Below are 15,563 nucleotides of genomic sequence, written 5' to 3' on the forward strand. Positions count from 1 at the left end.
ATCGACCTCATGGATGCACTCGGAATCGAACGCTTCGTCGTGGCGGGCCACGACTGGGGCTCCAACACCGCCGAGGCTCTCGCGGTCGGTTGGCCTGACCGTGTGACGCGCATCGCCATGCTGTCGACGCCGTCGCGCCTCGGCGGCGCACCGACGCCGCCGTTCGCGCAGGCGCAGCGGCAATGGTATCACTGGTTCCAGGCGACCCAAAGGGGAGCGGAGGCCGTGCGCCGCGACCCCAAGGGGTTCTCGCGCGTCATGTGGGACAACTGGAGCCCGCCCGGCTGGTACGACGCGGCGACGTTCGACGCCGTTGCGACGTCTTGGGACAACCCCGACTGGGCCGACGTCACGCTGCATTCTTATCGCGCACGATGGGACGAGGCCGCCCCAGACCCACGCTCGGCGGCGCTCGAAGGCCGGATCAAGGCGACGAAACAGCTTTCTCTACCGACTGTCTACGTCCAAGGCGCGGTGGACGGCGTCAACCCACCCGAGGCCAGCCAGGAGGTGCCGTCGAAGTTCAACGGCCCGTTCGCGTTCAAGCTCCTCGACGGCGTCGGCCATTTCCCGACCCGCGAGGTGCCGGCGACGATAGCGGCGATGCTGATCGAGCACTTCTCCTGACCGTTGGGTCATGACGGCGCGATTTGGCGTTCCGGATCAGCGCCGCGGCATCTCCGGCCATGACCCGAGCCTCTCCTTGAGAAGGACAGCCCGCGGGAGTGGGGGCAGAAAGCCGTCGTTCCAGTGCCGAGGTATCTTTTTCGAACCACAAATGGCAGCTTTGGACATGGATTCATCCGTAACCAGCCGTTCCGCTTCCCACCCGTTGTCGCCGTTGGCGGCGCGCCGCGACGCTCACGATGACGCGCGCGCAATCCAGAGGTCAGCAGCAAATTCGGGCACTGTGCCGGTCTCCCGGATGGGTGCAGCGCTCCCAGACATGTCGCATGGGCCGTCCGACGCCGTGTCGCGTGTGCTGTCGCCCGCCGTCAACGCTCGCTCGCTGGCGCTGGATGGCAATCGAAGCGGCCGACAGCAGGCGCGGCGGGACGGTGGCGGGCCTTTGAATGGCTGCGCTGGTCCAGACACGGCACGTCCACTCGGAACGGGAATGGACCACGCCGTGCTGGGTTCATGCAGTGCCCTTCAGGATTAAGGCGCTCGCAGGTGGCTACATCTCAATCGGCTCTCCGCTTCGCACGCGCCGATCCAAGCGACCCACTTGAAGCGAGATCTCAGCCGAAGATTGCTGATCCCATGCTCGAAAGCCCATGGCAGACTCGACGATAATCTCCAGTGCGTGCTCTCGTGACAGAGTGGGTGAGAGCTCGTCGAGCAAACCGCTAATGGCACGACGTACGACCAAACGAGCCTCATGGCGTCGATCGCTGTAGATCATTCCCTTGATGATGTTTTCCGTGGCGACTTATCCCATTTCGTGTTCCTCTTTGTAAGAAGGCCAACGCTGCTGTTTACTGATATAGATTGTTATTGACATCGATCCGAATGCGGTAGACCCGGTCCTTCGTATGAGATAACCGGACGCGCTCTTGCGTTTGCAGCCCCTCACGGGTCCACAGAAGCCCTGCACGCTTTAAGCGGTGCAGCAAACCTGCCGCCTCGGCTCCAAACTCCGTTGCCCAGCGAGCCTTGCGCACGAGCAGCCACGTCGCCCCGGCCTTTTCCGTGACGAACCCCGGGGCGGCGTCGAGTTGGGCGCTCGTCAGCGAGGGATAGCGAGCCCGCCGCAGATCGTGCAGCGCCGCACGGTGCCGCTGGACGTAGGCGGCGACCCGCTCGGAGGCGAATTGGGGGCCGGCGGCGGGCACGGGAAACTGACAACGTCGAGCATAGACGGCCAGCACCGCCTGTTCCACCCCGTTAACGGGCAAAGCGCCCCACCGCTGCGCGAGGCGGCCCGCGGCTGCCACCAGAGCGAATTTGGCGAGCACACGGGCCTCGACTCCAGCCAGCGGCTCACCCTTGTGAGCCTGACGGCGAAAGCGGGACATCCGCCGCTCCACCATCCGCAGCAGCGCTGCTCGCCCTCCGGGAGCGCCCAGGAGGTGCTCCAGCCGGCGCACAAACCGTCGCCCGGCCCAGCCGTGGTCACGGGCGGCGAGAGTGGCCAGGGCTGCCGCGGCGGCGGCCGCACTGTCCACACCCTCGGGGAGGTGGCTGAAGACCCCCAACCCCGCACCCGCGTCGGCCTGGACGGTGACAAGGCGGGCGGCAGTGGCAGCCGCCTCGTCGGGGGCGACTCCCACGAGCAGATCGGTAACGGCGGTGTTGGTGCTGCTGACGAAAACAAACCGATGCGGGAGCCCAGCGGCCTCACCCAGCCGCCGCTTGGGGCTGCCTTCAGCCAGGCGCATGATGGCGTTGCGGTAGTCGCGAGCCCCGTTGCGATCACCAGACGAGACGAAAAGCCCCACCTCATCGAGTAAGAGCGCGCCCCCGCAGCGGGCGGCGGCGTCTTCCAAGGCGTTGGCAGTGGTGAGCCAGGTACGCAAAGCCTCGGGCCCGCCATACACACTGGCCATCAAACGCAACAGGGTGGTCTTGCCGTTGCTGGACGGCCCGCAGATCTCGAACCCGGGGTTTTCGACTGTTCCAGGGACAAGGGGCAGCAGCAGGCCTGCAAAGGCGCAGCTCAGGGCGAAAATGGGCAGGCTCTGCCCCTCGATCAACCCGCGCACCCCCAGTTCCCAATCAGCGAAACAGCCTGACAGAGGGGGGGCGGCGTCCAGCCCCGCACGAGCGTCGACGGCAGGATCACCACCAAGGCGAGGGGGAACGGTATCACCGGGCCAGAAGTAGCGACCACCGACCCAGCCATAGCGATCGACAGCGAGTAGGGGACGGGTGAAAGACGCTCGCTCAGCCTCGCGAAGGATGCTGGCTCGCGTGGCGGAGGTGATGACCGTCACACCTTGGTGGGTGAGATCACCAGCCCAGGCATAGCGAGTGTCGCCTAGATCTTGGAGGCGGACGTAGCCACGACAACTCTGGCCGTGAACGCCTACCCACCGCTCATTAAACTGGTCTGTGTAGCCACGCACTCGTAGTGTTAAGGGTGCTCCTGGTTGAGAAGATACCGATGGCCCTGGAAGATGTTGCACCATGATGAGCCTCGAAAGACCTTGTGGGGAACCCGGGAAGGGGCGGGAATAAGCAGGTAACAAAAACGTACACGAGATCAGGGCACGATCCTAATCAGGAGCCGGGGTGATAAGCAGATATTCGCCCATCCTGCCCTAAACTGTCAGATGAAAATGAACAACACTCCATCTCTGCCACATGGTCTACCTACGAGAGGAGGAGGGAGAGCCGGGAAAACCGGGAATACCGGGATTCATTCAGATCACTCGCCCTGCGGGTATTCGCGTCTGGTCCTGACAATCGATTGTCCGCACCCCCTGCATCCGTAGAACAAGTTTAGAGTTTCCTGCGTTTGAGAGTCGAGCCAAACAAGGAACTCTGCCAATCGAACACTCGGCAACCGGCGACGCTCAGCTGCCCGTCGCAACACGCCATCCCGATAATAGGAAGGCTTCGAAGGCCAAAACGACATGCCAAGATGGTAGGAGAGCTGGCGCTTCAGGTCTCGCAGTGGCTGTCTGAATATCGGTTTCTTGACGAAAGCGCACCGCATATCCTTCGGTCGACGGTATACCGGTAGCCTCCTCAGTCTTTCCACGACTGCGACGGTATCTCCTGCTGCGAGCATATGCACGTGTAGCTGATAGACGTCTCGTGTAGGATCGTACTCGCCATGCAGCCGAGCTATAATAATGCCGGTGCAGCTTGAAAGGCCAACTCTGATGAGTTGTTGGCGAAGCCTCTCCAGGTAAGATGCTGCTTTTATCCCGCTTAGCTGCTGACCTGCAATTTCCCATCGCGCGTTTGGCACAATCGTGAAAAATGCTATTTGATCGTTCGGAAACACTGACAGAATTTCTCTCACGCTTTCGCCGAGCCTGATTTTCCAGCGTCTAGCGCATCGCGAAGAGGCGAGAGTCTCAAAGCCGATTTTTTTTCGCGTATTCTTTTCGATGCGTGAAGCCAACCTCGACATAGCCTTTGCTGCATCAGTCGAGGAGCTTTCGGGGAGGATCAGTTTTGCCTGCCTCCTGAGGATCGATACCCTGAGTTGATCCTCGAGTACGGCTGCAGAAATCGGCTCAAGCTTCCACATCGAGATGATCGCTCCCGTGCTCAACCGATTGGACATAGGTGGTGGTGCTCAGAGCCGAGAGAGGGCAGCAGACTTCGTCACGCCGCTTAGCAGTTGCTGCGTTTGCTCCCGTTTCAGGAGCTGACATTCTACCGCCATTGATGACGTCCTGGATGTCTTCAGAGCGCCAGCATGTGATCCGTGAGCCGATCTTGATTGGCTGAGGGAAGCGCCCTGCTTTGACGCCTGCCCACCATGTCGATTTGCTCACAGGAACAGGCCCACTCGGCCTAACAATCTGTGAGAGACGCATGAGCGCACCCTGCTTAAACCAGCTTTCAGCCATCTCTCACTCCTACAGAAGATGTCGGACTGACCTACAGCGCAAAATCTGAGAAGGACTGAAAATCAAGTTTGGAAATGTGATACGAGATCCGGGACACTGATTCGCAGGGAGCGGACTCCCGTTGCGTCAAGATGCGCCTAGGCTAGAGGCTCTGCTGGAGGGCTGTGGCATGGGGCGCGTCGCGGATCACCTAGACATCCCGGAACTGGAGCGACGTTTCAGGACCTGCCCCGATCCGGTCGAGGCCCGCCACGTGCAGGTGATCTGGCTGTTGGCGCAGGGCCATACGGTCGGAGCGACGTCGAAGGTGACGGCCTTCGGGGCGCGCTGGATCGAGCTGTTGCTGGCACGCTACAACGCGTCCGGGCCCGACGCCCTGGCCAACGGGCGGCGGCGCAACGGCCTCAAGCCGAGCCTTCTGACCGCGGAGGTGCTGGAGGCGGTGCGACTGCGGCTGGCCGAGCCGCCGCCCGACGGCGGGCTGTGGTCGAGCCGCAAGGTGGCCGACGTGATGGCGGCGCATCTCGGCCTCGAGCGCGTCCTGCCCCAGCGCGGCTGGGAGGCGCTGAAGGCGCTCGGCTACACGCTGCAGCGGCCGCGGCCGAAGAACCCGAAGTCCGCCACGGCCGAAGAGGCCGCGGCGTTTAAAAAAAGCTGGCGGACGTCGTCGCCGAGGAGGCGGCTGCCCACCCCGGCACGCCAGTCGAGGTGTTCTGCACCGACGAGCACCGCCTCGGCCTGAAGCCGGTGCTGCGCTCGGTGTGGGCCCCCAAGGGGCAGCGTCCGACAGCCCTCGGCCACCACCGCTTCCACTGCCTCTATGTCACCGCCTTCGTGGGCCCGTCCACGGGGGAGACGGTGTGGTACCTGACCGACACCGTGTCCAAACCGCTGTTCGCCGGCCTGCTCGCCGCTTTTGCCGAGGCGGTCGGAGCCGGTCCCAAGAAGCGCGTCGTGCTGCTGCTCGACAATGCCGGCTGGCACACCCTGCCCAACCTCGCCGTGCCCGATGGGCTCAGGCTCGTCCACCTGCCGCCCTATAGCCCCGAACTGCAGCCCGCCGAGACGCTCTGGACGCTGGTGGACGAGCCCATCGTCAACACGTTCGTCCCCAACCTGGACAAGCTCATCGACACCATCACCGAGCGGTGCAGCAACCTCACCACCCGCCAACCCGAGATCAGCTCCCGCACCAACTTCGCTTGGTGGCCCAAAAATCAGGCCCCGGTCTAATCTCGGGGATCTGGTATGACATAAAAATGTCATCGTTCTACTCAACCTCATCCGCGGCTAGTTTCAACCAGTTCGCTACGACCTGAGGTGTTGGAAAGTTCTCTAGGCCTCTTTTCGTAGCAGCGTGGCAGATGTTGGCTGCGGCTGGACTGTAATTCCGCTTGAAATTGTACTTTTCAACTGCCATTATATAAATAAGATTAGATAGGGAATTTCTCGATTTAGCATTTTCATTGAAGGCTTTTTCCAGTTTGGAGTTCTTTTGCTTTCTCGATCTGTATAGCTTTTTATACTTTTCCGCTTTGGTTTTCCAATCAATGATGGGGCTACCGGCATAGATTAACTCCTTGAGTGCTTCTGGAACTGGAAGACCGGCAGAGAGTGCCCATTCTACGCGTTCTTTGGGTGTATCCGGACTCTGGATTATTCCCATGCTACGAGCTCTAAACATCAGTCTTCGGAGCCTAAAAAAAGGCTCGCTTTTGTTGAGCTCTTCCTTAGCATCAGGATCGAGGCCCAAAAGAAGAGCCGCAGTCTCACTGATATTCCATCCCGGGATTTTAGCCCAATAGCTGAGCCAATTATCTGCTGCATTTCCTAAAAAATCGTAATTATCAGGCATGAATTTCTCCGATAGGCAAGTTTTTGAACTAGGAAGCGCAGTCAGTCCATTGTGTCTATCATTGCAAATCGCCAAGCGTTTTGTCATTCCTGAATATGGTGGGCCAAATATGCGGAGCTTGTTGCGCGCTTCATGTGTGATGGAGTGCCGATGAGCTATGATGGAAACTGGGTAACGGCTGTTATCAGGCGGCGCGGTCTGCAAGGACATCGATGACTTCAGTCCCATCCTTGAAGGTGACACCGGCGATGATCTTCGGCAACAGGGTTTCTCCTCTCAGCCTGCGCCAAGTCTTGTCGGCAGCCATGACGAGCTTGAATACTATCAGTCTGGCGGTGGTGGCGACAGGGCGCCCTTGGTGGGGACGGTCCGGTGTCGGACCGTGGCGGAGACGGACTCGATGGGGTTCGTGGTCCGCAGGTGATCCCAGTGCTCGGCGGAGAAGTCGAAGAAGGCCAGCAGGGCGTCACGGTTTCGGGTCAGGCACTCGGTCGCCTTGGGAGACTTCGCCCCGTATTTCTCGACGAACACCGCAATCGCCGCCTCGGCCGCCGCTCGCGTCGGCGCCGCTGAAATCTCGCGGATGTCGGCCTTCCTGGCGCCCTGAACGGACTTCGGCACCTTGTTGAGCAGGTTTGCGGCCTTGTGCAGCCAGCACCGTTGGTGGCGGGTGGTGGGCAGGGCTTCGTCGAGCGCCTTCCAGAAGCCGAGCGCGCCGTCGCCCACCGCGATCTCGGGTGCGATGGCGAGGCCGCGACGCTTCACGTCGACCAGCAGCTCCCGCCGGCTCTGGGCGCTTTCCCGCACGCCGATCTGAAACCCGACCAGTTCCTTTCGGCCTTCCGGTGTGGCTCCGATGAGGACCAGCATGCACTCGGACTGCTCCTCCATCCTGGCCTGGAGGTAGACCCCATCTGCCCAGACGTAGACGTAACGCCGGGCCGACAGGTCCCGCTCCTGCCAGCGATTATGCTCGGCCTGCCAATCAGCCGTGAGGCGCCCGATGACCGAGGGCGACAGGTTCGGAGCGTCCTTGCCCAGCAGCGCCGACAGAGCCTCCTGGAAGTCGCCCTCGAGATGCCGCGCAGGTACAGCGTCGGCAGCAGGGCGTCGAGGCTGAGCGTCCGCCGAGCCCACCGCGGCAGGATCGCCGAGGTGAACCGGATGCGCTTAGAGCCTTCGCCCGCCCCGCGATCCCGGACCTTCGGGCGAAACACCGGGACGGCGCCGATCCCGGTCTGGACCTCGCGCTCGGGACCATGCCCGTGCCGGACAAGACGCACCCGACCATCGAGGAGCTTCAGATCCGCTCGCTCGGTCAGGAAGGCCTCGGCTTCAAGTTCCACAGCCTGACCCTAAAGCTGGCGGGCACCGGTCCGCAGCACCTCCGTCAGGGGATCGTCCACACCCATCCTACTCGATCCAGCCTCGTCCACCGGACACAGACCGGACACCGAAAAAAGCAAGGCCAGCTAAGTCGCTGAAAACGCTGGCGCGCCCACGGGGAATCGAACCCCGGTTTTCGCCGTGAGAGGGCGACGTCCTGGACCGCTAGACGATGGGCGCGGATCGTGCGGGGCGCTGCACCGCCGATGTCGGGTCTATAGCCAGCCCGGCCCGGGACCGCAAGCGGGAAATGCCAGGGCCGGTTCATTCTCCGGGGGGCTTCGGCGGGGTGGCGGGGGTCTTGCCGCGGCGCCGTGTTCCCACGCTGCCCGTTTCGGGATAGGTTGAGCCCAGCGCCGCCCATGTCGGCCGGTCGCCTCGAACCGCGATCGTCCCGAGCCCCTTGCGCGACAGCCTGACCGTCCTGGCCATCCTGCTGATCGGCGTCCTCACCGCGGCCCTGGTCGGTCCCTACCTCGTCGACTGGGATGGGCACCGCGCCCTGATCGAGCGCAAGCTGTCCGAGGCCGCCGGCATCCCGGTGTCGGTGGCCGGTCCGATCGACCTGAAGCTGATCCCCAAGCCGCTGTTCCGCTTCGGCGATGTCACGGTGGGCGACGGCGCGGGCGGGCGGCCCCGCCTCAGCGCCCGGTCGCTCGACGCCGAGCTGTCGCTCGCGGCCCTGATGCGGGGACAGGTGCAGGTCGTCGACACCACGCTGGTCGGCCCGAAGCTCGACCTCGTGCAGGCGAAGGACGGGGGCCTCGGCCTCGACCTGCCCTCGGGGACCGCCGCCGACCGCGTCGCCGTCGACCATCTCGCGCTCCGCGACGGCACGCTCGGCCTGACCCTCGCCGACGGGCGACGCGCGACGCTGACGGGGCTCGACCTCGACGGCGAGGCCACGAGCCTGCGCGGGCCCTTCAAGGCGGCCGGCCGGATCGGCGGACTGCCGTTCCGGCTCGGCACCGGCGCGCTCGACGGCGGCCGGCTCCGGGTGAAGCTGCATCTCGGCGGCGCCGGCACCCGGCCCGACATCGACCTCGACGGCACCGCGGCGGTCCGCCCGGGCGGGCTCGGGCCCGGCTTCGACGGCACCGCGACCGTCGTCGGGCAGGTGACGCTCGACGGCACGCCCGCCACCGTGCCGTGGCGGGCCACCGGCAGGCTGTCCGTCGACCGCGACGGGGTGCAGGCCACGGCCGTCGAGGTCCGCGCCGGCGCCGACCTGCGCGCCCTCATCGCGTCCGGGGACGGCACCGCCGCCTATGGCGCCGGCCCGGCGCCGCCGCTGGCGAGCCTGCGGCTGCACGGGGCGGGGCTCGACGTGGACGGGCTCGCGGTGTCTCCCGCGGCGTCCGACGTCGCGCCCCCGAAGGGCCTGGACCTCGTTGCCCTGCTGATGCGCGGCGTCGGCGACGGTGCGGGCTTCACGGGCCTGCCCCTGCGCGTCGACCTCGACGCCGCGTTCGACACCGTCACCCTGGCCGGGCGGACCGCGCTCGGAGCGGCGGCGACGCTGGGCTTCGGCCCGGGGCCCGGCGCCGCCCTCGCCTTCACCGTGGACGGGCCTGACGGCGCGCACGTCGCGCTCGACGGGCGCGTCGAACCCGGACCGCCGCCGCCGGTCGCGGGGCCGTTCGGCGCCGTGCCGGTCCCGTCGTCCGCCGCCTTCCGGGGCCGGGCGGAGGTGCGCTCGAAGGATCTGCCGCGCACCGCCGCCTGGCTCCGCCCGGTGTCGCCGGGCGTCGCCGACTGGCTGGCCGCCGTGATCCCCGGACGGGGCCTCGCGGCGCGCGGCACGCTCGACGCGTCCGCCACGGGCGTCGCGGCGCGCGGCCTCGATCTCCGCCTCGACGGCTCGGCCGTCTCGGGCGCGGCCTCGTTCACGCCGGCGGCCGGGTCCGGGCGGGCGCGTGTCGTCGCCGACCTGTCCGCCGACGCCCTCGTCCTCGACGGGATGCCGGACCTGTCCGCCGCCACCGCGGCGTCGCGCGACATCGACCTCGACCTGTCGCTCGCGGCCCGTGCCGTGACGGTCGGCTCGCCTTCGGCGGGAACCGTGGCGGCCGGTCCCGTCTCGCTGCGCGCCACCCGCACGGGCGACCGGGCCCGCCTGGAACGCTTCTCCCTGGAGATCGCCGGTGGCCGGCTCGACGCCACGGCGTCGCGCGACGCCGAAGGAGGGCGCGCCGCGGTCCATGTGTCGGCGCCGCAGGCGGGCCCGGTGGCCGACGCGCTCGCGCCGTTCCTCCCCGCGCCCGCCGCCGCGACCGTGCGGGCGCGGGCCGCCCTGCTGGCGCCGCTGGACGCGACGCTGACCGTGGACGCCGCAGCGGCGGCGGACGGCGAGCTGGCGCCGACGGCCTTATCGCTGGCCGGCGCCGCGACCGGCGCCCATGTCGACGCGACCCTCCGACCCTCCGGGCCCGCCGCCGGCCGCGACGTCTTCCATCGCCCCCTCACGCTGACGCTGACCGCGGATGCCCCGGACGGCGCCGACCTGTTCCGCCGCTTCGGCTTCGCGATGCCGCATCCGGCGGCCGCGCGCGCCACGGGCACCGCGCAGGGTACCCTGGCCGACGGCTTCACCGGCGATCTCGACGCCTCGCTGGGCGACACGGCTTTGTCCTACGCGGGCCGGGCGGGGAGCCTGGGAGGGGCCGGGCGTTTGTCGATCCGCTCGCCCGACCTGCGGCCCGCGATGGCGGGCTTCGGCCTGATGCCGCCCGGGGCGGCCGTCCCGGGCGAGGGCGCCGGCGAGGTCGCGTGGGACGGCACGGCGGTCCGCTGGCGGGGCTTGTCGGCCCGGGTGGCCGAGGTCGCCGTCGCGGGCGACCTGGCGGTCGACCTCGTCCCGCGCCGCGCCGTCGGTGGCGAGCCGCTCCCCGTGCTGACCGGCCGGCTCGCGGTGGACCGCCTGCCGGCGGATGCCCTGCTCGGGCTGGCGCTCGGGCCCGCGGCCGAGGCGCCCGGCGACACGGGGTGGTCGACGCGGCCCTTCGCACCGGCCGCCGCCCTGCCGCGGGCCGAGCTGGCCTTGACGGTGGCCGACCTGCCGCTGCGGGGAACGCTGGACGCGCGGGACGTGTCGACGACGCTGCGCACCTCGCCCGGCGGCGTCGTGCTATCCGACCTCGCCGGCGGCCTCCGGGGCGGCGCGGTCGGCGGCGGGATGGCGATCCGCCGCGACGGGCCCGGGGCGACCCTGTCCGGGCACCTGTCCTGGCACGACGTGGCCTTCGACGAGGGTGGCTTGTCGGGGCGCTTCGGCGGGGACGAGGAGGTCGCGGCATCGGGGACCAGCCGCGCCGCGCTGGTGGCGTCCCTGTCCGGGACCGGCACCGTGTCGCTGTCCGGCGCGGCGCTCGCCCGCACGGATCCCGCCGCCCCGGCCCGCGTGCTCGCGGCCGTGACGGCGCGCGACGCCGCCGCGGAGCGGGGCGGTTCCGCGCTGCCGACGCCGCCCGACCCCGACGCCCTGCGCCGCGACGTCGCGGCGGCGCTCGACGCGGCACCGCTCGACCTCGGCGGCGCGGCAGCGCCGGCGACCCTGGCCGGGGGAGTGTTGCGCGTCGGGCCGGTGCGGCGGACGGGGACTTCGCCGCTTCCGGGCAATTCGGCCGCTGCAGGCTGGACCGCCGCGACGGAGGTCGCCTCCGACCTGCGCGCCCTGACGATGACGACGCGCGTCGCCCTCGGGGCGGTGCCGGCCGAGGGGGAGGTGGTGGTGACGCGCTCCGGCCCCTTCGGCGTCGACCCGCCGCGCGGGATCGACGTGGCCGGCCTGGTCGCGGCCGTTCAGGCCCGGTCGATCGCGCGGGCGCAGGACCGCATCGACGTCATGGAGCAGGACATCCGCGAGCGCGCGGCCTTCAACCGGCAGCTCAAGGCCGCCGCGCAGCGGCGGCAGGCCGAGCGGGAGCAGGCCGAAGCGGCACGGCAGGCGGAAGCGGCCCGCGCCGCCGCAGAGGCACAGGCCGCGGCCGACCTCCGGCGGGCGGCCGCAGAAGCGCAGAAGCAGGCCCTCGAGGCGCGCCGGGCCGAGGCGGCGCGGCAGAAGGCCGAGGACGCCCGCATGCAGGCGCAGGTGGAGTCGGCGGCCCGCGACCAGGCCATCCGCGACCGGGCCGCCCGCGACGAGGCGGACAAGCAGCGCTTCATCGATCGCGCCCTCCAGGCCACCGACCCGCCGCTCGACCTCGGCGCCGAGGGCGGCCCGCTCGGTCGTCTGCGCTCCCGGCCGGGTCGGGCCCCCACCCCCAAGGGCCGCAACCCGTTCGATCCCCCGCCGCCGCCCAGCATCGTCCGGGAACGCGGCACCGACCCGTGACGGCCGGGCATCGCCGGCACGGTCCGGTGCTTCCGGCGACAATTGCATGCTTCCATCCCGTCGATGGCGCGGACTTAACGCGATCGTAGGGGGGAGGTGGCTTCCTGGCGGCCGCAGGAACGCACCCCAGCCCCATGATCCTTCCGTTCACCGCTGCCATCCGCCTCCTGACGCTCGGCGCCGCGCCGGGGCCTGTTCCTCCTGATCAGTTCGGCGGTCGCCGCCATCGTGGTGGTGTTCGCAGTCGTGCTGGCCGACTCGCGGGCCGATGCCCGGCGCGCCGCCGAGGCTGCCGAAGGCAACCTCACGACCGCGCTGGCGCGCGACCTGGACCGCAACGTCGAGCTGCTGGACCTGTCGATCCAGGCGGCGCGCGATGCCTGGTCGGACCCGCGCATCCGGGCCCTGGACCCGGAGCTGCGCCAGCTGGTGGTCTTCGACCATTCCGCCACGGCCAGCTTCATAGACGCCATCCTGGTGGTGGACCGCACCGGCGCCGTGGTGGCCGATTCGCATTCCGCGACGCCGCCCACGCGTGAGTTCCGCGAGGCGGATTTCTTCAAGGCCCAGGCGTCCCGCGACGTCGGCCTCTACATCGGCCGGCCCATGCACGTCCCCGGCAAGCCGGATTGGCACGTCGCCTTCAGCCGCCGCATCACGGCCGACGACGGCAGCTTCGGCGGGGTGGCGGTCGGCTTCCTCAACCTCGGCTACCTCACCGAAACCTACCAGCACCTGCCGCTCGGGCCGGGCGGGGTCCTGCTGCTGCTCAATGCCGACGGCACGCTGCTGGTGCGCGAACCCGAGCTGCGCGGCGCCATCGGCCGGTCCCTCAAGGGGAACCCCGTCTTCGACCGGATGATCGGGCCCGACACCGGCGCCTTCGAGGGCGTGTCGAGCCTCGACGGGCAGTCCCGCCTCTTCGCCTTCCGCCGCGTCGGCATCCTGCCGTTGATCCAGGCCGTCGCGGCCACGACGGATGCCGTCTACGCCGGCTGGCGCATCAAGGCGACCGTGCTGGGCGCCGTGATGGCCGCGCTGTGCTCGGGCATCCTGGCGCTGCTGTTCGGCTTGAAGGGGGAACTGCAGCATCGCGTGGCGGCCGAGCGGGCGCTCGACGTGCTGGCGTCGACGGATCCGCTGACCGGGCTGGCCAACCGGAGGCGCTTCTTCGAGCGGGCCGCGGCGCGCTGCGACGCGGCGGCCCGGGACGGCGTCCCCCTGTCGGTGCTGATGATCGACGCCGACCACTTCAAGAGCTTCAACGACCTCTATGGCCATGTCGCCGGCGACCGCGTGCTCGTCGCCCTCGCGCGCGCCATCGAGGGCGAGATGCGGGTCGGGGTCGACGTCGCGGCGCGCTACGGCGGGGAAGAGTTCATCGTGCTGCTGCCGGGGCTGGGTCGCCGCGAGGCCTTCGCGGTGGCGGAAGCCATCCGCGGCGCGGTGGCCCGCATGGCCGAGCCGCACGAGCGCGCCACGGCCGGCATCGTCACCGTCAGCACCGGCCTCGCCTCGGCCGAGGCCGGCACCCCGCCCGACCTCCGGATCCTGGTGGAAGCGGCGGATGCCGAGCTGTACCGGTCCAAGCGCGACGGCCGCAACAGGTCGAGCGGCGGGGAGCGCGTCGCCGCCCGCTACCCGCGTCCCGAGCCGCAGCCGGCCTGAGGGCCGCTGCGCCCCGGCACTGCGGCCTCCGGCGGGACGCCGAGCTCCTCGGCCGCGGCGAACAGCAGGGCGTCGACGGCCGCCACGCGGCCCCGCACCGCGATGGCGCGGACCCTCCCGGGCGGCACGTCGCGGCCGGCGCGCACCAGCACGGCCGCCGACACCACGGCCTCGACGTCGCGCTCCTTGGCCTCGCTTTCGAGACGGCTCGCCACGTTGATGCCGTCCCCCACGGCCGTCAGCCCCACGGCGTTGCCGTAGCCCATGTCGCCGACGATGGCCGGGCCGAAGTGGAGGCCCATGGCGATGCGCAGCGGTTCGCCGAGTTCGGCCGCGTAGGCGTCGTTCATCGCCCGCAGGCCGCGCGCCACGCCGGCCGCGGCGGTGAGCGCCTGCCGGCAGGCGAGATCGGGGGCGGCATCGAGGCCGAACAGCGCCAGGGCCCCGTCTCCGATGAACTTGTCGAGGTAGCCGCCCGCCGCCTCGACGGCTTCGCCGACGATCTCGAAATAGCGGTTGAGCAGGAACACCGTGTCGAAGGGCAGCCAGTGCTCCGCGCGGCGGGTGAAGCCCCGCAGGTCGCAGAACAGCACCGCCAGCTCGCGTTCCCGGCTCGCCGAGGCGAGCCGTGGCGCGGGCAGGCCGGGGTTTCGCGGCCGCGGCGGCGCGAAGACGGGCATCACTGCGAGGTCGCCGGTCGGGCGGAGCTGGCAGGCGAGGCGGATCCCGGGCGGGGCGTTGGAGCGCAGCAGCGTGGCGCGCTCCTGGGCGCTCGGGGCTGGGAGGCCGTCCCGCCCGTCCGTCACCCGAACGCGGCAGGTGGAGCAGCGGCCCCGTCCCCCGCAGAGCGACACGTGCGGGACGCCGCCGATGCGGCTCGCCTCGAGCACGGTCGAGCCGCGGGGCGCCGACACGGTGCGGCCGTCCGGGTAGCTCACGCGGATGCGGCGGTGGCGGCCGCGCCAGACGCGCGCGCCCCGCGCCAGCAGCACGCCCGCGATCGGCGCCGCGAAGGCGAGGGTGAGCCAGTTCTTCAGCGCTTCCGGGCTCACCGCCGCGGCGCCCGCGTGCGGGCGCGGGTGCCAGGGCAGGGCGGCGAGCTCGCGCCCCGCTTCCGCGAAGCCGAGCAGCGCCAGCACGGGCACCAGCAGCGCCGCGGCCGACAGGGCGCCGGTCCAGCGGGCGAACCACGGCCGGGCGCGCAGGGCGAACCAGAAGCCGAGGCAGCCGTGCGCCCAGGCGACCACGAGGGCCAGCGCCTGCCGGGCACCCCCCCCCGGGCTGACGATCCAGAAGGTGCGGACCTGGTCGGCGTAGGTCGAGGGCACGCCGGTCAGCGCCGGCACGATCCTGGCGCCGACGACGTGGGACAGGATGAGAAAGGGCAGCAGGAGTCCCAGGCCGAGCTGCGACGCTTCGCGAAGAGTCATGCGCAGCGTGCGCCGGAGGTACAGCGCCCTCAGCGACAGGCCGAAATGGACGAGGAGGGCCGCCACCAGCAGCGCGGAGCCGGGTGGGGCGTGCCAGAACCCGCCGAGCCACGGCCCGGCCGCCTCCATGGCGCGCACCGATACGAGGCCCAGCGCCACGTTGATGAAATGGTCCAGGAGGTAGAGGCCCAGCACCCCGCCGGACCAGATCCGCAGGCTGCGCGACCGCAGCGCGTCGGGCCAAGCGGGCAGGGCGATGGGCGTGGACTCCGGCGGGAAGCGGCCGGCGGTGCGCCGGATGTCGATGGGGACCACGGTAACACATTCGTCCCGCCCTGCCGAAGGCGCGCCCGGGTCGGCAC

The 15,563-nt window shown here is 69.2% G+C and carries 9 protein-coding genes, 1 tRNA gene and 1 pseudogene; 5 read left to right on the forward strand and 6 right to left on the reverse strand.

The features are described from left to right. Positions 1-627, forward strand: a 627-nt coding sequence (locus tag D3273_RS14705; RefSeq protein WP_165359503.1) for an alpha/beta fold hydrolase, incomplete at its 5' end; no start/stop codon positions are given. An 851-nt stretch (positions 628-1,478) separates the two neighbouring features. On the opposite strand, the gene D3273_RS14710 is transcribed toward D3273_RS14705, so the two are convergent. Then, the gene (locus tag D3273_RS14710; RefSeq protein ID WP_129227647.1) at positions 1,479-3,131 is read right to left on the reverse strand and encodes a DUF927 domain-containing protein; all 1,653 of its coding nucleotides are present in this window, start codon (positions 3,129-3,131) and stop codon (positions 1,479-1,481) included. A 239-nt stretch (positions 3,132-3,370) separates the two neighbouring features. Further along, positions 3,371-4,204 carry a hypothetical protein gene (locus D3273_RS14715; protein ID WP_129227648.1) on the reverse strand — a complete coding sequence of 278 codons (834 nt, stop codon included), beginning with the start codon at positions 4,202-4,204 and terminating at the stop codon, positions 3,371-3,373. A gap of 494 nt (positions 4,205-4,698) precedes the next feature. On the opposite strand from D3273_RS14715, the gene D3273_RS14725 reads away from it, so the two are divergent. Then, positions 4,699-5,271 carry a winged helix-turn-helix domain-containing protein gene (locus tag D3273_RS14725; RefSeq protein ID WP_129227650.1) on the forward strand — a complete coding sequence of 191 codons (573 nt, stop codon included), beginning with the start codon at positions 4,699-4,701 and terminating at the stop codon, positions 5,269-5,271. Beyond that, entirely contained in the window at positions 5,238-5,762 is a 525-nt protein-coding gene (locus tag D3273_RS14730) for an IS630 family transposase (protein WP_245501169.1), read from the forward strand. The genes D3273_RS14725 and D3273_RS14730 overlap by 34 nt, the downstream gene beginning before the upstream one ends. 37 nt (positions 5,763-5,799) lie before the next feature. On the opposite strand, the gene D3273_RS14735 is transcribed toward D3273_RS14730, so the two are convergent. The 3 genes and pseudogenes from D3273_RS14735 to D3273_RS14745 all read right to left on the reverse strand — a co-directional run bounded on the left by D3273_RS14735 (position 5,800) and on the right by D3273_RS14745 (position 7,950). Beyond that, positions 5,800-6,384, reverse strand: coding sequence for a hypothetical protein (locus tag D3273_RS14735; protein ID WP_129227652.1), 585 nt, complete (start codon positions 6,382-6,384; stop codon positions 5,800-5,802). A gap of 184 nt (positions 6,385-6,568) precedes the next feature. Further along, a pseudogene (locus tag D3273_RS14740) lies at positions 6,569-7,796 on the reverse strand (IS256 family transposase). Positions 7,797-7,874: 78 nt separating this feature from the next. Then, positions 7,875-7,950 (reverse strand) — tRNA-Glu (locus D3273_RS14745). A 223-nt stretch (positions 7,951-8,173) separates the two neighbouring features. On the opposite strand from D3273_RS14745, the gene D3273_RS14750 reads away from it, so the two are divergent. After that, positions 8,174-12,103 (forward strand): AsmA family protein, encoded by a 3,930-nt coding sequence (locus tag D3273_RS14750; protein WP_129227653.1) that lies wholly within the window; start codon positions 8,174-8,176, stop codon positions 12,101-12,103. Positions 12,104-12,331: 228 nt separating this feature from the next. Beyond that, positions 12,332-13,771: a GGDEF domain-containing protein gene (locus D3273_RS14755; protein ID WP_129227654.1), complete on the forward strand. Its 1,440-nt coding sequence runs from the start codon at positions 12,332-12,334 to the stop codon at positions 13,769-13,771. On the opposite strand, the gene D3273_RS14760 is transcribed toward D3273_RS14755, so the two are convergent. Further along, on the reverse strand, positions 13,741-15,516 hold the full coding sequence (locus tag D3273_RS14760; protein WP_245501170.1) for an adenylate/guanylate cyclase domain-containing protein: 1,776 nt from the start codon (positions 15,514-15,516) through the stop codon (positions 13,741-13,743). The two genes, D3273_RS14755 and D3273_RS14760, sit on opposite strands and share 31 nt — an antisense overlap. Positions 15,517-15,563: the final 47 nt, after the last annotated feature.

It is taken from the genome of Lichenibacterium minor (genome assembly GCF_004137685.1).
GTDB lineage: Bacteria > Pseudomonadota > Alphaproteobacteria > Rhizobiales > Beijerinckiaceae > Lichenihabitans > Lichenihabitans minor.